This window comes from Hansschlegelia sp. KR7-227, from assembly GCF_049446035.1.
Lineage (GTDB): Bacteria > Pseudomonadota > Alphaproteobacteria > Rhizobiales > Methylopilaceae > Methylopila.
On the sequence record NZ_JBMSEA010000001.1, the window covers coordinates 1475223 to 1493035 of the forward strand.

At 70.7% G+C, this 17813-nt stretch carries 11 protein-coding genes; 6 read left to right on the plus strand and 5 right to left on the minus strand.

What is annotated here, in order from left to right:
* Positions 1-21 precede the first annotated feature (21 nt).
* Positions 22-3489 (minus strand): AAA family ATPase, encoded by a 3468-nt coding sequence (locus ACO2RJ_RS06900; RefSeq protein WP_423267248.1) that lies wholly within the window; start codon positions 3487-3489, stop codon positions 22-24.
* A gap of 3 nt (positions 3490-3492) precedes the next feature.
* Positions 3493-4731 carry a metallophosphoesterase family protein gene (locus tag ACO2RJ_RS06905; protein WP_423267249.1) on the minus strand — a complete coding sequence of 413 codons (1239 nt, stop codon included), beginning with the start codon at positions 4729-4731 and terminating at the stop codon, positions 3493-3495.
* A gap of 140 nt (positions 4732-4871) precedes the next feature.
* Here ACO2RJ_RS06905 and ACO2RJ_RS06910 point away from each other — a divergent pair, with 140 nt between their 5' ends.
* Positions 4872-5330: a PaaI family thioesterase gene (locus ACO2RJ_RS06910; protein WP_423267250.1), complete on the plus strand. Its 459-nt coding sequence runs from the start codon at positions 4872-4874 to the stop codon at positions 5328-5330.
* Positions 5331-5552: 222 nt separating this feature from the next.
* Positions 5553-7976 (plus strand): hypothetical protein, encoded by a 2424-nt coding sequence (locus tag ACO2RJ_RS06915; RefSeq protein WP_423267251.1) that lies wholly within the window; start codon positions 5553-5555, stop codon positions 7974-7976.
* A 43-nt stretch (positions 7977-8019) separates the two neighbouring features.
* On the opposite strand, the gene ACO2RJ_RS06920 is transcribed toward ACO2RJ_RS06915, so the two are convergent.
* Positions 8020-10617 carry a hypothetical protein gene (locus ACO2RJ_RS06920; RefSeq protein WP_423267252.1) on the minus strand — a complete coding sequence of 866 codons (2598 nt, stop codon included), beginning with the start codon at positions 10615-10617 and terminating at the stop codon, positions 8020-8022.
* 216 nt (positions 10618-10833) lie between these two features.
* On the opposite strand from ACO2RJ_RS06920, the gene ACO2RJ_RS06925 reads away from it, so the two are divergent.
* A complete protein-coding gene (locus ACO2RJ_RS06925; protein WP_423267253.1) occupies positions 10834-11283 on the plus strand; it encodes an RrF2 family transcriptional regulator in 450 nt (149 codons plus the stop codon).
* Positions 11284-11326: 43 nt separating this feature from the next.
* The gene (locus ACO2RJ_RS06930; RefSeq protein WP_423267255.1) at positions 11327-12022 is read left to right on the plus strand and encodes a Crp/Fnr family transcriptional regulator; all 696 of its coding nucleotides are present in this window, start codon (positions 11327-11329) and stop codon (positions 12020-12022) included.
* A 60-nt stretch (positions 12023-12082) separates the two neighbouring features.
* Here ACO2RJ_RS06930 and ACO2RJ_RS06935 read toward each other — a convergent pair whose 3' ends face one another.
* Together ACO2RJ_RS06935 and ACO2RJ_RS06940 are read right to left on the minus strand one after the other, a co-directional pair.
* The gene (locus ACO2RJ_RS06935; RefSeq protein ID WP_423267256.1) at positions 12083-13948 is read right to left on the minus strand and encodes an ABC transporter ATP-binding protein; all 1866 of its coding nucleotides are present in this window, start codon (positions 13946-13948) and stop codon (positions 12083-12085) included.
* Complete coding sequence (locus ACO2RJ_RS06940; protein ID WP_423267257.1) at positions 13945-15114, minus strand: beta-glucosidase; 1170 nt, start codon at positions 15112-15114, stop codon at positions 13945-13947. Before ACO2RJ_RS06940 ends, ACO2RJ_RS06935 begins: the two co-directional genes overlap by 4 nt.
* A gap of 372 nt (positions 15115-15486) precedes the next feature.
* On the opposite strand from ACO2RJ_RS06940, the gene ACO2RJ_RS06945 reads away from it, so the two are divergent.
* A complete protein-coding gene (locus ACO2RJ_RS06945) occupies positions 15487-16596 on the plus strand; it encodes a glycosyltransferase (protein ID WP_423267258.1) in 1110 nt (369 codons plus the stop codon).
* Positions 16589-17776 (plus strand): UDP-galactopyranose mutase, encoded by a 1188-nt coding sequence (gene glf / locus ACO2RJ_RS06950; RefSeq protein ID WP_423267260.1) that lies wholly within the window; start codon positions 16589-16591, stop codon positions 17774-17776. The genes ACO2RJ_RS06945 and glf overlap by 8 nt, the downstream gene beginning before the upstream one ends.
* Positions 17777-17813 lie beyond the last annotated feature (37 nt).

The window sequence follows — 17813 nt, forward strand, 5'->3', positions numbered from 1 at the left end:
GGGCGAGGCGATCCCGCCCGACTACGCGTCGGCGAACTCGACGACGTCGACAGCGTCGCCGAGCGCGGCGCGGGCCGTCTCGACGACCGAGCGGTGGTGGGTGAACAGGATCGGCTGCACCTGCCCGCCGATCTCGGCGAGCGCGGCGAGGCCATGCGCGGTGCGGGCGTCGTCGAAGCTCGCGAACAGATCGTCGGCGATGAAGGGGGCGGGTTCGGCGCGGGCGGCGTAGTCCTCGAGGAAGGCGAGCCGGAGCGCGAGATAGAACTGGTCGCGCGTGCCCTCGCTCAGGCCGCCGACCGCGACCTTGCCGCCGCCGGCGCGGCGCGCGACGAGCCGCGGCACGTCCTTGTCGTAATCCTCCGCGAAGCCCGTGAAGGCGCCGCCCGTCAGCGCGCCGAACAGATCGGCCGCGCGCTCGAGCGTGGGGCTGCGCTGGCTCTGCCGCGCGCGCTCGACGGCGGCCGACAGCAGAAGCGCCGCGAGCTTCAGCACCGCCCATTCGCGGGCGGTGGCCGCAAGCGCCGCCCCGGCGGCGCGCTGTTCGGCCGCCGCCTCCTCGGCGCCGGTCCCGCCGAGCGCGTCGCGCCGTCGCCGCTCGGCGTCGAGTTCGGCGAAGACCTGCCGGTCCTCGGCCTGCACGCGCTCCTCTTCGGCGGCGAGCGACTGATCGAGCGCCGGCGCGGCGTCGGGATCGAAGCCTTCGAGCTCCGCGCGCAACGCGCCCTCCTCCGCCCGCTCGCCGACGAGCAGCAGCTGGCTGCAGCGTTCGGCCAGCGTCGCCGAACGACGCTCGCGCTCGGCCGCGCGGGCGAGCAGCGCGCGCAGGTCCGCGCCCTCCGGCAGGCCCGTCGAGGCGACGGCTAATGCGTCCGCAGCCTCCGCGAGCCGGCGCCTTGCCGTCTGGTCAGCCTTCAGCGCCTCCTCGCGGCGGCGCAGAGTTTCGGAGCGGCGCACGTCGGCGGCCCGCGCGGCGGTCAACCGCGCATGCAGACGGCTCGCCGCCGCCTCGGGCGGCAGGTCGGCGAGATCGCCTGCGAAGGCCTCGACCAGCCGCGCGACGTCGCCCGCGAAGCCTTCCGCGTCGCGGCGCATGCCGCGGATGCGCTGGCGGCGGTTGTCGCGCTCGGCGATGAGGTTCGGCGCCGTCTCCCATGCGGCGAGAGCCGCCTCCGCGGCGGCGATCGAGGCGTCCCGCGCCAGGCCGACCGCCGGCAGCGCCGCGAGCCAGGCCGCGCGATGCGCCTCGGTCCGCGCCGCCGCAGCCGCCTCCTCCCGCTCGAACCGCGCGAGCCGCCGCTCGAGATCGCCGATCTGGGCCGTGGTCTTCGCCGCCGCCTGCCAGCGGTCGGTCATCGCCACAAGCCGGGCGTCGATCCGGGCGGCGAGCGCCAGCGCGCCGGCGCCGTCCTCACCCGAGAGGCTGCAGGCGGCCGCGATCCGCCCGAGTTCGACGCAGAGCGCGGCGTCCGCTTCGTCGAGGCGGGCGACGGCCGCGAGACGTTCGCCGTTGCGCTCACGACGCTCGATCACGCTTGCGACCTCCCGCCGCCAGGCCTCCATCTCGCCCGGCGACGACGGCACGAACCCGGCCGGCGCCCAGGCCTCGCGCCACTCCGCCTCGGCGGCCTCGCGTTCCGCGGCGAGCGCAGCCAGCCGCGCCTCGCCCTCGGCCGCCGACCGGGCGGCCTCCGTCCGGCGACGCGTCAGGTCGGCCCCGCGCGCCACGCGGGCGGCGTCCTCGACCGCTCGGTCGGCGAGGCCGTCGGACTGGAGCGTCTCGCGCTCCAGCGCCGCGGCGCCCACCGCCCGCGCGCCGAAGTCCAGTTCGGCGACGCCCAGCAGATGGGCCCTGAGCGGCGTCCAAGCGGAGTCGCGCGCGGCCCGCGCGGCGCGAATGGCGTCGGGCGACGCGAGCGGGCCGTCCGAGACGAGCGCCGCGAGGTCAGCCTCGGCGCGGGCCGCCTCCGCCCGGTCCTTGGCGATCGCCTCGCGGAGCCGCGCCGCGTCGGCGGCGAACTGGTCCTCGAGCTTGCGCGCGCGGGCGATCGTCTCGACGCCCGGCAGCGGACAGCGCGCGAGCGCGTCGAGATCGCCGCCCGGCGGACGCAGGCGCGCGGCGGCCTCGCGGAGCGCCTCGGTCTCCCGCGCGGCGTCCGACGCCCATTCGTCGCGCCGCTCCAGCGGCTTCAGCCGGGCGCCGAGCGCCGCCAGCGCCTCGCGGAGCGGACGGGGATCGCACGGCTCCTCGTCCTCCAGCTCGGCCTTCAGCGTCGCGATGCGCTCGCGCTCCAGCCCCGCCTCGCGGGCGCGGTCGGCGCCGGCGCGGGCGAGCTCGCGGCCTTCGTCGATCAGCGCCCTCAGCGCGGCGCGCGCCGCGTCGGTCGGGAGCGCGTCCTCCACCGCCGAGGCGTCGGCGAGGCCGAGCCGGGTCGCTAGCCGCGCCAGCGCCGCGTCGCGCTCGTCGGCTTCGCGCTGCACGCGCGGCAGGTCGGTCTGAAGCGTGCGGAACGCGCCGGACCCCCGGTTCACGCGCTCGATGTCTTCGGCCGCGGCGAGCGCGGCCTCGTCGAGGGCGACCGCCGAGACGTCCGCCTCGGCCGATGTGAGCCCCTCGCCTGCGCGCGCGGCGCCGGCCCGCGCCTCGTCGAAGGCGTCGAGCGCGCGGGCGAGCGCCCCGGCGCGGGCGGCGTCGATCTCCGGCGCCTCGCCGAAGGCCTCGAGCTCGCGGCGAGCCTGGTCGACCGACGCCGCGGCCCGGTGCGTGCGCGCCAGCCGCTCCAGCCGGGCGCGCTCGGTCCTGAGAGTCCTGAGGCGCCCATCGAGGGCCGCGTGCCGCTCGCTCAAGGCCTCGATCGACTCGTTCAGCCGCTTCCACACGCTGGCCCCGAGCTCGCATTCGGCGCGGACCTTGCGCGCGGCGTCGTAGCGCCTCGCCTCCTCGTTGAAGCGGCGCGTCGAGGCCTGAGGGCGAAACAGCAGATCCGCCTCGCCCTCGATCGCCCTGCGCTCGTCCTCGACGCCGCGCAGGCCGGACGCCGCCGCGAACAGGCTGGCGCCGCTCTCGCCGTCGGAGGCGAGCAGATCCTCGCCGCCCTCGCGCAGGCCGCGCGCGCTGAGGCCGAAGGCGCGTTCGAACACCTCGCGGGTCAGCGCGCCGAGAAGCGGAGCGAGCAGATCGTCGCGCAGCGGCTCGTCCCGGCCGTCGACCAGCGTGGCCTTGGCGCCCTTGCGGCGGCGGAAGGACGTTTCGCGGCCGTCCGCGGCGCTAAGGGCGCCGCCGAGGCGCAGGTCGCTCATCGCGTGGCGGAAGGCGAAATCGGTCCGCGCGCCGAACCCGAACAGCAGGTCGGACACGGCGGCGAGCGCGGTGGTCTTACCGGCCTCGTTCGGACCGTAGACGACGTGCAGCCGCGCGTTCGGACGAAAGACCAGCGAGCGGCGCTCGAAGGCGCCGTATTTCTCGAGATCGAGCCTCAGCAGCCGCATCGCTCAGGCCTGCAGCCGGCCGAGCGCGAGCGCCCGCGCCTGGGCGAGCAGCGCCTCGACGTCGTCGCCGAGCGCGGCCTCGTCGTCGCCGAGACCGCCCGGCAGCTTGCCCGCGACCTGCGCGACCGTCGCCTTCGCGCGCTCGACGAGCTCGGGCTCGCGGTCGAGCCCGTCGAGCAGCGCCGCGAGGTCGAAGGACTTGAGCTCGGGCGCCGTCGCCAGCGCCCGCGGCGGCGGGGCGACCCTGAGCTTCAGCTTCTCGAGCCAGATGTCGGCATGGACGCGCTGCGCCGCGGCCTGCGCCTCGTCGGCGATGCGGCGGGGGTCGGCGGCGAAGCGGCCCGCAAGCCGCGTCGCGCCGGACAGCGTCAGCCGGACCGCGACGAGCCGGCCTTCGGCCTCCTCGGCGACCGGTCGCACGGCCGCCTCGATCCGGGCCAGCGCGACGGTCTCGTCCTCGACGCCGTCGAGATCGACCACGAGGTCCGCCCAGCGCGCGCGGTCCACGATGAGACGGTCGACGGACGCGACGCAGCCGTCCTCGACCTCGACCATCACGGCGCCCTTCGGCCCGCATTCGCGCACGCTGCGGCCCTGCAGCACGCCGGAGAAGACGATCCAGGGGTCGCGCGACAGCACCGCATGCTCGTGGACATGACCGAGCGCCCAGTAGTCGTAACCGCGCAGGCTGAGCTCCGCGACCGTGCAGGGCGCGTAGGTCGCGTGCGCCGAAAAGCCCTCGCAGGAGGTGTGCAGCAGGCCGATATTGAACCAGCCTGGCACGGGCGCGGGATAGAAGGCGGCGAGGTTCTGCGGCGCGGCGCGGTCGGCGAAGCTCTGGCCGTGCAGCGCGACCTTCAGGTCGTCGAGCCGAACCGTGGCGGCCTTCGCCGACGGAAACTGCAGCACGTTGTCGGGCAGCGAGATGGTGCGCGTGACGACGCTCTCCGCGTCGTGGTTGCCCTTGATGAGCGCGACCCGAATCCCGGCGCGGTCGAGCCGCGCCAACTCCCGGTTGAAGAACAGGCCGATGGAGTTGTCGCGCCACTCCGCGTCGTAGATGTCGCCGGCGACGACGACGAAGGCGGCCTCCGCGTCGATCGCGCGCGTCACGAGATCCGAAAACGCCTCGCGGCTCGCCGCGGCGAAACGGCCGGCGACGCCTGCGTCGACGCGCGCCAGCCCGGCGAAGGGGCTGCCGAGATGCAGATCGGCCGCGTGGACGAAGCGGAACGCGCTCATGGAGGCTCCAGGGGGGAGGCGACCATCGCAAGCCCGACGCCGATTCGCGACTCCGCGCTCCGGACGGATGCGGCGCGGTCGACGCGAGCGGCCTCTCGGTGCATGAGACACAGCGAGCGCTCCGAAGAAAGGTCTGCCTGATGAATGACGCCGTCTGCGCCGGCCTGCCGCCCGCCGTTCCGCCGGACGCAGGCTGGGAGCCGTTCAGCGGCGAGGGCTTCGTCGATCACGTCGGCCCGCTCTATGTCCGCCCGGAGGAGAACGGACTGCGGTCCTTCGCCTTCGTCGCCGAGCAGAAGCACGCCAACCTGCTCGGCGTCGTCCATGGCGGCATGCTCATGACGCTCGCCGACCGCGCGCTCGGGGTCGCCGCCTGGGCCGTGGCGGGCGGCAAGCCGTCCGTCACCATCCAGTTCGACATGCAGTTCCTGTCCGCGGTGAGGATGGGCGAGTTCGTCGAACTGACCCCCGTCGTGGTGCGCGCGACCCGTTCGCTCGTGTTCATGCGGGGCACGCTGACCGTCGGCGACCGCGACGCCGCAGCGGCGACCGGGGTGTGGAAGATCCTGGAGCGGCAGGAGCCGATCGCTTCGGGCTGAGGCGTCGGACCCGCTTTCACGGCGATGGCGGCGCCGGCGCCGCCTAAGCCCGACCGCGCGCCCGCGCCATCCCGTTTCGGGACCGTGGCGCCGCTCCGCGTCACGCTCATCCGCCCTTATTGCGCCCAGTCACCCCTTGGGGTGACGCGCGGCCGGCCGGGTCGGTCGTTGCTGGCGCCCAAGGAGACGTCGCCCGCACCCTTATCCGAAAGGTCCCCGGACATGACCGCCCTGCCCGCCCCCCTCATCATCGGCCTCGTCAGCAGCTGGTCGCAGCGCATTCTGATCGGAGACTTGGTCGCAGGAGCGAAGCTCTCGGTGTTCGCCCGCGACGCGGCCGGTGCGGTCGTGGAGATTGCGAGCGGTCTCACGGCTGGGGCGGGCGAACAGCTCGTCGCCATCACCCCGCCGCCGGCCGGGACGACGCTCTGGGCGATCCAGTCGCTCGACGGCGCCGAAAGCGCGGGCGATCCGGCGACCGGACCCGTGGTGACGAAGTATCCCGGCGGCTCGACGGGCCTGCCCCAGTTGGTCAGCCGGCTTTATATCGGCAGCCGCGCCCTGTGGATCGAGGGCGTGTTTCCCGGCGCGACGGTGCGGGTGGAGCAGAACGGCGCCGTGCTCGGCCAAGGCCACGCGGCGGCGCTCGCCGGCATCCTGAACCGGCCGATCGGCGTGCGGGTCGTTCTGGGCGATCACGTCGCCGGCGGCGCCGACGTCGCGATCGTCGCGACCGATCCCGACGGCGTCGAGATCGCGCGCCTTACGGCGCGGCCGCGCGAGCCGCGCGACGATTACCCGAGCCTCGGGGAACACCGGCTGCCGCCGCCGGTCGAGATCGCCGGCCTCGCGGCCTGCGCGTCCGGCGCGCCGCTCTCGAACGTGATCGACGGCGCCGAGGTCACGCTGATCGTCAACGGCGCGGAGCGCGCGCGCGCCTTCTTCGACCGGCCCGGTCTCACCTTCCTGCTTGGCCCCGAGGCCGCGCTGAAGGAGGGCGACGTCGTCCAGGCCACCCAGATGCTGTGGTCGACGGGAAGCTCCGAGCCCCTCAGGTCCGTGACGGTCGGCCCGGCGCCGACGCCGGGGGCGCCGGGCCACGGTCTGATCTGCGCGGGCGCGCGCATGATCGTGGTCGCGAATCTCGATCCCGACGCGGCGCTTCATGTCGGGATGCCGCTTGGGTCCGGCGAGATCGCGGAGATCGCCTATCCGCCTGCGGGCGCCTTCGAAGGCAACGGCGTGCGGCGGATCACGCTGCCGACGCCGGCGGTCGTCGGCGCGCTCAAGCTGTGGCAGTCGCGCTGCGACAAGGTCGGTCCGACGACGGAGGTCGCCGTGGACGAGCGGCGGGGGGACGTCCCCCCGGCGACGCTGCTGCCGCCTCTTCGGGGATGCGACGAATATGTCTACCGAGCGCCGGAGGGCGGGTTCGCCGTGCGGCTCTATTCGGCGCTCGCGGCCGAGGCGAGCGGCGCGGGCTGGCCGGGCGGCGCGATCTCGGACTGGACGATCGGCACGACGGTCCGGGTGGCGGCTCCCCTGACCGCCGGCGACAAGATCCGCGCCGTCGTGCTCGCCTGCGACAACGCGCAGGTGTGGACGCCGGAGGACGAGACCTGGCCGGTCGAGCCCGGCGCCGGCCCGGAGGAAACGCAACAGATCGCGATGGGGCTGCTGTTCTCGCTGACCGCCGGTCCGATTTTCTCGCCGCTGCTGCAATATGCGCAGGGGCCGGTCTACATTCAGAAGGGTCCGCGCGCGCATCTCCTGACGCTCACCGGCGGCGCCGCGCCCCTCCTTCTCGGGACCGCGATCCCGGAGGCGGACGGATCGGCGACGATCGCGCTGTCGCGGAGGCTGCAGCCCGACGAGACCCTCTTGCTCGAATGGTGGCAGTGCGGTCAGCCGATCATCACCAAAGGCAATCCGACGGCGACCGTGCTGCGCGTCGAGCCGCCGTTCGCGCCGATCATCGAGGCGCCGGCGGACGGCCAGACCGGGCTGAAGCTCGGCGAGCACCCCGTCCGAGCGGTCGACGCGGGCGTCAACACCAACCGGCGCGCGGAGTGGGTGTCCGTCCGCGTCGCGCCCTATGGGGGGGCGAACCTGTTCCAGAAGACGGAGAACGGCTCGAGGGTGGAGGGCGCGTTTCGCATCGACGCTTACGCCACGACCTATGTGGTGTCCGCCTTCGCCGGAAATTCGGCCGGGAACTCGCCGGTCGCGACCGCGAACGTCGCGAGCGAGGCGGCTCCCCCGCCTCCCCCGCCCGCGCCCAAGATCGTCGCGACCACCAGCGAGACGGTCGACGGCGACTACGGGATCATCACCATCACCGTCACGGGGACCGGCTTTTCCGGACAGGCCGCGGGCAAGCTCTCGGCGAAGTACCGCACGGCCTACTTCGCCGGCGCGAACGTCGCCTATGAAGACACGACCACGCCGCTGAAGGATTTCACGATCGCGGCGGACGGGAGCTTCACGGCGTCAGGCCAGGCGACGGTGCAGTACTGGTTCCGCATCGCCGACGGCAGCGCGCTCGTCGTGAACCAGGGCGTGATGGCGAGCGTGCAGATCGGCTCGGGGATCTGGGAGATGAATCTGCTGCCGACCGACCAGCAGACGTTGCCTCGGGTGGTGTGAGGCCAGGACCGGGGACGCCGCCTCGCCGCCCGACGAAACCGCCTCACAGGATGAAGTCGGTCCCCGCCAGGGTCTGGGCCCCGTTCAGTTGGATCGCGAAATCGGCCTGCTTGTCGCCGTCGAAGTCGGCCAGCACGTAGGTCGCGGTCTTCTCTTTGAGATAGCGCAGCTCGTTCTCGGCGCCCGTGAAGGCGCGGAGGCCGAGGAAGGTCCATGCGGGCTCGTCGTCGCCGACCATGTCCGCGAGGTGGATCTTGTCCTTCTGCGCCTTCGAAAAATCGGTGATTTCTGCCGCGAAGTCGTGGAAATCCCCGCCGACGCTCTGGCTGAAGGAGGAGTAGCTGAAGACGTCCGCTCCGGCGCCGCCCGTCATCGTGTCGGCGCCGCCGCCGCTCTCGATCCGGTTAGCCTTAGAGTTCCCGATCAGCGTATCGCCGCCCGCCCAGTATGAGCCGCGCACGTTCTCGAAGTTGCGCAGAGAGGAGTCGTTCGCGAGATCCAGGGTGAACGACTGATCGAAGCCCATGGCGACGAAGGTGTCGACCCCCGCTCCTCCGTCGGCCACGTCCCCGTCGACACGGCTGTCGGTGATGACGTTGTCGCCGCTGTCGCCGATCAGGGTGTCGGCGAAGAAGGTGCCCTTGAGGTTCTCGATCCCGGTGAGCGTGTCGCCGGTCTTGCCGTCGACCTTGGCGGTCACGGTCTTGCCGGCGATAAGCTTGACCGAGACTCCCCCGAAGTCGCTCACGAAGTCGGCGGTGTCGATCCCGGCGCCGCCGATCAGCCGGTCGGCGCCGGCGCCGCCCCTCAGCAGATCGTCGCCGCTCAAGCCGACCAGCGTGTCGTTTCCGTCCGTGCCGGTGGCGTCGACCCGCTCGACGCCGGTGGCCTGGAGCACGACCTTGCCGTCGCGGATGAGGTCGAAGCCGGTGGCGGACGTCGACTGCGCCTTCACGACCGAGCCCGAGCCGGCGGAATAGGACACGTCGTCGTTTCCGGCGCCGCCGACGACGACGTCCTTCTTGGCGTCGAACTCGAAGTGGAAGCTGTCGTCGCCGGCACCGCCGCGCATCACGTTCGCGCCCCCGGCGGCCGAGAAATAATCGTCCCCGACGCCGCCGAGCAGACTGTCGTCGGCGTCGCCGGTGAACAGGGAGAAGCTTTCGACATTGGCGATTCGCGCCGCGACGACTCCGCCGAGCGTGACGGTCATCAGCTTGCTGTCGCCGCTCATGACCACCCGGGCGTCGCTGAAGTTCGCGATGTCCGCGACGTCGTCGCCGATCCCGCCGTCGTAGTAGTCGACCGTGGCGTCGAGATCGACGGACAGCTTGTCGTCGCCGGCTCCGGAGCGCACGACGTTCCTGCCGTCCCCGCCGCCGAGGCTGTCGTCGCCGGCGCCGGAGACGAGCGAATCGTCGCCCGCGCCGGTCGTGATCGAGATCGCTTCGATCCCCGATATGCGGGCCAGGATCTTGCCGTCGCCGGTCAGCGTCGCCGTCTTGGCGAGATCGCCCGAAATCACGATGTCGGCGTCGAAGTCGAAATCGGCGCGGAGATCCAGCAGGTCGACGCCCGCGCCGCCGGCAAAGGTGTCCGCCTGGGCGTCGAGCGTCGCGCGCAGCGTGTCGTTTCCGGCGTCGCCATAGAGCTTGTCGGCGCCGCGAACCGAAGAGAGGCTGTCGTCGCCGGCGCCGCCCTTGAAGGTCTGATTTCCCTGCCCGCCGGTCGCGACGTCGTCGCCGGCGCCGCCTGAGAACGCCGAATTCTGCCCGAACGGTCCGGTGAAATTGTAGGATTCGAAGCTGCTCGTCTCGGCCACGACGAGCGAGCCGACTTTCAGCACGCCGTTGCGAAAGGCGACCCCCTTCATGTCGACGAAGTCGAGATCGATGTGGAACGTGTCGATCCCGGCGCCGCCGTCGTAGCGGCCGCGGCCGGCCGACGGCCCGGAGCCGGACCAAGACGTCAGAAACAGAGTGTCGGCTCCGTCGCCCAGATCGACGTCGTCCCGGCCGCCGGCCTGCAGGCCCACGCGGTCGTCGCCGGAGCCGCCATCGACCGTGTCGCCGCCGTCGCCGGCGTCGAGCGTGTCGTCTCCGGCGCCGCCGGACAGGACGTCGTCTCCGCCGTTGCCGCGCGCGTTGTCGTCGCCCGCGCCAAGAGAGATCGTGTCGTCGCCGGCGCCCGTCGTGACGCTGTCGGCGCTGGCTCCGAGCCGCACGACGTGGTCGAATTCGCTGAAGAACGCCACGCTGAGGCGTTCGACGCCGCTGAACGTGGCCGCCGTCTGACCATCGATCTTCAGGGCCGACGCCGTCAGCCCGATCTTGCCCTCCGAGACGCTGAAGGACAGGTAATCGTTCCCCGCGCCGCCGACGATGCGGTCCGCCTTCGCGTCGCCTTCGCTGTAATTGCAGCTGATGATGTCGTTGCCGGCCCCGCCGTTGAGGACGTCGACGCCGAGGCCGCCTGCGAGGCTGTCGGCGCCTTCGCCGCCGTCGAGGCTGTCGTCGCCGCCTCCGCCGTTCAGAGTGTCCGCGCCCCCCGCCCCACGCAGGGTCTCGTTCCCGGCGCCGCCGCGGACGTCCTCGTTCGTGCCATCTCCACGGTAGACGCTCCCCTGCCAGAAACCAGCCACGGCGCTCTCCCTCGTCTATCGCGGCCGCATGCTATTCAAACGCTCAAAACCGTGGCATCGGGAGAAGTACCTATATCGCCGCCATTCCGGTCACGGCCCCGTGATTCACGAGCTGTCCGCACGCCGCCCGGCCTGGCGCAGCCGCCGGAGCATGGCGATATTGTACGCAAGCGGACATATGGGTAACGCTCGCGTGGCGGTCCTGGAATCGGTTGAATGCTGACGAAGAAAGCCAAATACGGCCTGAAGGCGATGGTCGACCTGTCGCGGCTCGAGCCGGGCAGGTCCACTTTCGTGGCGGACGTCGCGGTCCGCAACGCGATCCCCAAGAAGTTTCTCGACGCGATTCTCGGCGAGCTGCGCAACGCCGGCATGCTGACCAGCAAGAAGGGCAAGGCCGGCGGCTATATGCTGGCGCGGCCGGCCGAACAGATCACGATCGGCTCGATCGTTCGCGCGCTCGACGGGCCGCTCGCGCCGATCCCCTGCGCCAGCCGGTCGGCCTATGTCCCTTGCGACGACTGCCGCGACGTGAAGGCCTGCCAGGTCCGGCTGATGATGCTCGACGTGCGCGACCAGATCTCCAGCGTGCTCGACGAGCGCAGCCTCGCGGATATGCGCGACATCGGCGAGAACGGAATGACGAGCTTCGTCTACCAGATCTGAACGTCCGAAGAGCTGCTCTCCCGAGGAGCGAACTCCGCCCGCGATGAATCGCCCGAACGCACGCCCCGCACCCGTCTCAGCGCTGCACCGGCTGTTCGCTTCGGTCGCGGTCGAGCGGCAGGCGTCGCTAGCCGGCGAGCTCCGTCGCTTCGAGCAGGGGCGCGGCGCCCGGCTGATCGAGGCCGGAACGACGCCCGCCACGGTGTTCTTCATCGTCGACGGGCTGGTGGCGCTGCTCGGACGGGGCGGCGGCGGCGAGGCGGCCGAAACCGGGCTCGTCGGCCCCGGGGGCCTGGTCGGCCACGCGGCCCTCCTGGGATCGGCGGCCGCGGGGAGCTCGGCCATGGCGCTCACCGGCCTGCGGGGCGTCGCGATCGAAGCCCGGGCTCTGCGCCACGCGCTCGAGGACGATCCTCCCCTGCGCCGGGAGCTGACGGCCTATGCGGCGGAGCGCCTGGCGGAGACCGAAGCGCTCTGCGTCTGCGGCGCGCTGCACTCCGTGGAGCAGCGGCTGGCGAGCTGGCTGACGCGGGCCGCGGCGCTGCTCGGCCCGGACCGGCCGATCGAGCTCACCCATCAGCAGCTCGCCGACCTGTTCGGCGTGCGCCGCGCCAGCGTGACGACGAGCCTTCACATGATGGAGGGCGAGCAGTCGGTGCGCTGCCGCCGCGGCCGCATCGAAATCCGCGACCTCGCAAGGCTCGAAGGCCATTCCTGCGGGTGCCGTCGGGCGAGTTGAGGCGGGGGTGGAATCATCGATGTTCCGGGCGGGACGGCGAAGCCGCGCGGCTTCGCCCCCTCACACCGCCTGGTCGAGGGCGAGGTCGACGGAGATGCCGCGGACCTGGAGGCGCCACATGCGGGCGAACACGCCCTGCTTCTCCATGAGCTCGTCGATCGTGCCCTCCTCCGCGACCTTGCCGCCCATCAGCACGACGATGCGGTCGAAGCTCGACAGCGTCGAGAGCCGGTGGGCGACCGCGATGACGGTGCGGTCCTTGGTCAGCCGATCGAGGGCGCGCTGGACCTCGATCTCGGATTCGGTGTCGAGCGCCGACGTCGCCTCGTCGAGGATGACGATCGGCGCGTTCTTCAGGATCGCGCGCGCGATGCCGACGCGCTGGCGCTGGCCGCCGGAGAGCTTCGCGCCGCGGTCGCCCACGACCGTGTCGTAGCCCTGCGGCAGGTCGTCGATGAACTGGCAGTGCGCCGCCGCGGCGGCGTCCCGGACCTCCTCGTCGGTCGCCTCGGGCCGCCCGAAGCGGATGTTCTCCATCACGGTGCGGTGGAACAGCGAGATCTCCTGGGGAACCACCGCGATCGCGTAGCGCAGCGATTCCTGCGTGAGCTCCGCGGCGTCTTGCCCGTCGATCAGCACCCGGCCGCCCTGCACGTCGTGCAGGCGCTGGACGAGATGGATGATGGTCGACTTGCCCGCGCCCGAGGGCCCGACCACGCCGACCTTCTGGCCGGCCGGAATGTCGAGCGTGAAGTCCTTGAGCACCGGCCGGTCGCCCTCGCCATAGCCGAAGGTCACGTTCTCGAAGCGCACGGCGCCGCCGCGGCGCTGGAACGGCTTCGCCTCCTCGGCGTCGATCACCTCATGCGGCACGCCGACCACGCGCAGCGTCTCGCCGAGGAAGTTGACGTGCTGCTCGATCTCCACCAGCGCCATCGCGAGATCGCGCGAGCCGTGCAGGATGCGGAACACCAGCGTCGAGACCACGACGACGTCGCCGGCGCTGACCTCGCCGCGCGTCCAGAGCGTCAGCGCCCAGACGAGCATCGAGCCGGCCATCATCCACAGCAGCACGTCGTGCAGGACGCGCGCCTTCTCGGTGAACATCCAGCTCGTGCGCTGCGCCGTCGCCTCCTGGTCGAAGGTGTGGCGGAGGCGCGAGCGCTCGCGCGAACCCGCGGCGAAGGCCTTGATGGCCCAGATGTTGGTCAGCGTGTCGATCATCTCGCCGCCGGTGTGGCCGGCGAGCTCGGCGTATTTCCGGTGCAGCGGACGTCCGCGGACGCTGTAGGCGACGAGGCCGAGCGTGATCGCCGCGGCGAAGACGGCGAGCGCCAGCGCCATCCAGACATTGATCGTGAAGAAGATCAGGAACGCGCCGAGGAAGTTCACGACCGGCGGCGCGACGTTCCAGGTCAGCTTGTTGATCATCGCGCCGAAGTCGCCGGCGGTCGCGGTGATGCGGTGGCCGAGCGAGCCCGCCCTCTGCTCCTGGAAGAAGCGCATGGGATGGCCGGTCGCGTAGTTCAGCAGGTCGAGCCTTATGTCGACGCCGACGCCGACCGAGGTCCGGCAGCCGAGCCAGCCCGAGACGCGCCACAGCGCCGCCTCGAGCGCGAACAGACCGACGAAGAAGCCGAGCGCGAACCACACGGCGGTGTTCTGCGCCGGCGGCTTCTCCATCGCGTCGACGAGCAGCTTCATGCCGTATTGCGAGGCGATGCCGCTGAGCGAGGCCGCCACCACCACGGCGCTCAGCGCCGCGAAGTGGCCGGGCCACAGCCTTACGTAGCGCCAGAGGAAGGTGATCGGGCTCTTCAGCGAGCGCGCGAAATCGGCGTCCTCCGGCGCGCGCTCGGGCGCGTAGGGCGCTTCCGCTGGCCGCGTCTGAGGGCTGAGGGAGGTCTCGGCGTCAGAGAGGCTCATGAAGCCTCGCGCAGTCGCGGCGGGGCGGCGCTGGCGACGTCTTCGAACCGGGGGCGCTGCCGCGCGATCTCCTCGGCGAGCGGGCGGTAGACCGGACGGGCGCCGCCTGCGTCGGCGAAGCCGAACAGGCCGACCTCGCAGGGACGGTCGTTCTCCCAGCCGGGATAATCCAGGATCGGATATAAGCAGACGCCCTCGACGGGCGTGCCCGCTTCGCGCGCGGCGGCGACCTCCTGCGCGACGTAATAGAGCCAGGCGGGCCGCGCGGTGTTTTCGGCCCCCGCCTCCGAAATGAAGATCGGCCGTTCGTAGCGCTGATAGGCCTCCGCCAGCATCTCGCGCAGCGGCCGGTAATTGTGGTGCCCCATCGGCAGCGGCGCGCCGTCGAGCACCCACTGGTTGGTCGGGTAGTAGTTGCAGCCGACGATGTCGAGCTTGTCCGGCGAGCCTCCAAGTTCGGGCGCGAGCCGGCCGATCAGCATGTCATGGGCGGCGTATTGCGCCTCGCTGTAGGTCTTCGCGGCGCGGACATGGTGCGGCTTCGGGCTCTTCGGGAAGACGTTGATCAGCGGCTCCGCGCAGATGAACCGGGCCCGGGGATCGACCTCGCGCACCGCGTCGACGCTGGCGATCCAGGCGCGCGCCAGCTGCCGCTTCAGCTCGTCGCCGCGGCCCTTCGCCATCGGATTGAACAGCTTCATGTCGCCGCCGGCCCAGGCCCAGTAGGACATCTCGTTGACCGGGCAGTAGTAGGGAACCTCGTCGCTGCGCTCGCGCAGAAAGCGCGCCGCGGCCTTCGCGAAGCGTCCGAAGCGCTCGGGAAACGCCGGCGACCAGATGTCCAGCCCGTCGGGATAGCCGTAGTGGCAGAGGTCCCAGATGACCTGCACGCCGGCCCGGCGGGCGGCGTCCGCCATCGGAGCGACGCTGGAAAAATCGTAGACCCCCGGCGCCGTCTCGATCAGGTGCCAGCGCATCCCGTCGCGCGCCGAGCTTATGCCGTGCGCACCGAGAGCTGCGTAATCCTGGTAGGCGTTGACGTCGTGGCGGGTCGCCGCCGTGAGGTCGAGCCGCGTTCCGTCGGAGCGACGCTGCGTCGCACACTCGAACCCTGCCAGAAAGAAGCTGCGAAGTCCGGCGGAGAGATTGACGACGCTGTCGCTCAAGAGGCGCACTCCTTCATTTTGCACGGTTCCGGGCGGATGACCGCGGCGGAGCCGACACGTCAATTGCTGTGCTCTTTGGGGGCGGGGCCGCATCCGTCGAGCCTTGCGTACGGTAACGTACAATGTGCCAAACCGCGGAACTGTTGCCTCAATCAACTGTTTGAGAAGGGCAATGCCATGGCCTCGCGGCCTCACTCTACACAGCTTTCGACGACACCGCGCGAAGATTAGAAGTCTTCGAATGTCGCCCCTAGCTCATCGGGAGATCTGATGCCACCGACCGCAAGCTCTGCGAAACAAGCTCCTACGACGGATACGCCGCAGATCGAAGATGCGACCCTGGTCTGTTTCTCCCATTTGCGGTGGGATTTCGTGTACCAACGGCCGCAGCATCTGCTGAGCCGGTTCGGGCAGCGGCACCCGGTGGTGGTGATTGAAGAGCCGATCTTCGAAGACGTGCCGCAGCCGGAGCTTCGGCGATCGTCGCGCGGCGAAGGGGTCACCGTCTGCGTCCCCGTACTGCCGCACGGCTTGAGCGAGAGCGGCAAGATCCTCGCGCAGCGACAGCTCGTCGAAAAGATGCTGGCGGAGCTTCCGACCTCGCGTCGGCTGTTCTGGTATTATACGCCCATGGCGCTTCTCTTCACGCGCCATCTCGACGCCGACGTCGTGATCTTCGACTCGATGGACGAGCTCTCGGCCTTCAAGGGCGCGCCGCCCGAACTCCGCGCGCTCGAGGACGAGATGATGCAGAAGGCCGACGTGGTCTTCACGGGCGGGCACAGCCTTTACGAGGCGAAGAAGCACCGCCACGGCAACATCCACGCCTTTCCGTCGAGCATCGACGCCGCCCATTTCGGCAAGGGACGCGCCGAGGACCGGGACGATCCCGAGGACCAGGCGGCCATCCCGCGCCCGCGCCTCGGCTTTTTCGGCGTGATCGACGAACGCATGGACATCGACCTTGTCCGCGACGTCGCCGCGCTCAGGCCGGACTGGCAATTCGTGATGATCGGCCCGGTCGTGAAGATCGACGAGGCCGACCTGCCGCGCGCCGAGAACATTCACTGGCTGGGCGGCCGCTCCTATCAGGAGCTTCCCCGCTACATCGGCGGGTGGGACGTCGGCTTCATGCCGTTCGCGCGGAACGAGTCGACGCAGTTCATCAGCCCGACCAAGACGCCGGAGTTCCTGGCGGCGGGCGTGCCCACCGTGTCGACGCCAATCGTCGACGTCATCCGCTCGTATGGAGACGACGGTTACGTCGCGATCGCGGAAGACGCCGAGAGCGTCGTGAAATCAGTCGAAGAACTGATGGCGACGGACCGTGGCCCCTGGATCAAGCGAGTCGACGAGAAACTCGCGGACGGCTCCTGGGACCAGACCTTCGAACGCATCTACGAGCTCGTGACGGAGGCCCATGACGGGCGCTCCTCGCGCAACGAAGGGGCCCAGACTGGAAAGGACAACCTCCGTGTATGATTGGCTGATCGTCGGGGCCGGCTTCGCAGGCAGCGTGCTTGCGGAACGGATCGCCTCACAGCGCGACCAATCCGTCCTCATCATCGACCGGCGTCCACACATCGGCGGCAACGCCTATGATCGCTATGACGACGCCGGCGTGCTGATGCACCAGTACGGACCGCACATCTTCCACACCAACTCGGACGCGATCCTCGAGCACCTCTCCCAGTTCACGGAGTGGCGGCCCTACGAGCACCGCGTGCTCGCGCATGTCGACGAGAAGCTGGTTCCGATCCCGATCAACCGCACGACGATCAACGTGCTGTACGATCTCGATCTGAAGAGCGACGAGGAGGCTCAGGCCTTCCTCGACTCCCGCGCCGAGCCGGTCGAGGAGATCAGGACGTCGGAGGACGTCGTGGTCTCGAAGGTCGGACGCGAGCTCTACGAGAAGTTCTTCCGCGGCTACACCACCAAGCAGTGGGGGCTCGATCCCTCCCAGCTCGACAAGGCCGTGACCGCGCGGGTCCCGACGCGCACGAACACCGACGACCGCTATTTCGGCGACACGCACCAGTGCATGCCGAAGCACGGCTACACCCGGATGTTCGAGAACATGCTCTCGCACCCGAACATCAAGATCATGCTGAACGCCGATTACCGCGAGATCCGGGACGAAATCCCGCATCGCCGGCTGATCTTCACAGGGCCGATCGACGAGTATTTCGACTTCCGCTTCGGCAGGCTGCCCTACCGCTCGCTGCGCTTCAAGCACGTCACGCTCGACGAGGAGAAGCACCAGGACGTCGCGGTGGTGAACTACCCGATGAGCGAGGAGTACACCCGCATCACCGAGTACAAGCACCTGACGGGCCAGCAGCACCACAAGACGACGCTGACCTACGAATATCCGGCCGACAAGGGCGATCCCTACTACCCGATCCCGCGGCCGGAGAACCAGGCGCTCTACAAGAAGTACCAGGCGCTGGCGAACGAGACCGAGAACGTCCACTTCGTCGGCCGGCTCGCGACCTACCGCTACTACAATATGGACCAGGTCGTAGGTCAGGCTCTTGCGGAGTTCCGCCGCATCCAGGAGACGGTTCCGATCTGGCAGTCGGCCGTCAACGGCAAGGCTCATGGCGCCGACGACCGTCTGGTGGGAGCCAAGCTCGACACCGGCCGCCTGCTGAACTGACGGCCGCCGCGACACGCGACATGACAAGGGGCGTCGT

Coding starts and splice junctions, on each gene's coding strand:
- ACO2RJ_RS06900 (WP_423267248.1), bottom strand. CDS start 3,489: ATGCGGCTGCTGAGGCTCGATCTCGAGAAATACGGCGCCTTCGAGCGC.
- ACO2RJ_RS06905 (WP_423267249.1), bottom strand. CDS start 4,731: ATGAGCGCGTTCCGCTTCGTCCACGCGGCCGATCTGCATCTCGGCAGC.
- ACO2RJ_RS06910 (WP_423267250.1), top strand. CDS start 4,872: ATGAATGACGCCGTCTGCGCCGGCCTGCCGCCCGCCGTTCCGCCGGAC.
- ACO2RJ_RS06915 (WP_423267251.1), top strand. CDS start 5,553: ATGACCGCCCTGCCCGCCCCCCTCATCATCGGCCTCGTCAGCAGCTGG.
- ACO2RJ_RS06925 (WP_423267253.1), top strand. CDS start 10,834: ATGCTGACGAAGAAAGCCAAATACGGCCTGAAGGCGATGGTCGACCTG.
- ACO2RJ_RS06930 (WP_423267255.1), top strand. CDS start 11,327: ATGAATCGCCCGAACGCACGCCCCGCACCCGTCTCAGCGCTGCACCGG.
- ACO2RJ_RS06935 (WP_423267256.1), bottom strand. CDS start 13,948: ATGAGCCTCTCTGACGCCGAGACCTCCCTCAGCCCTCAGACGCGGCCA.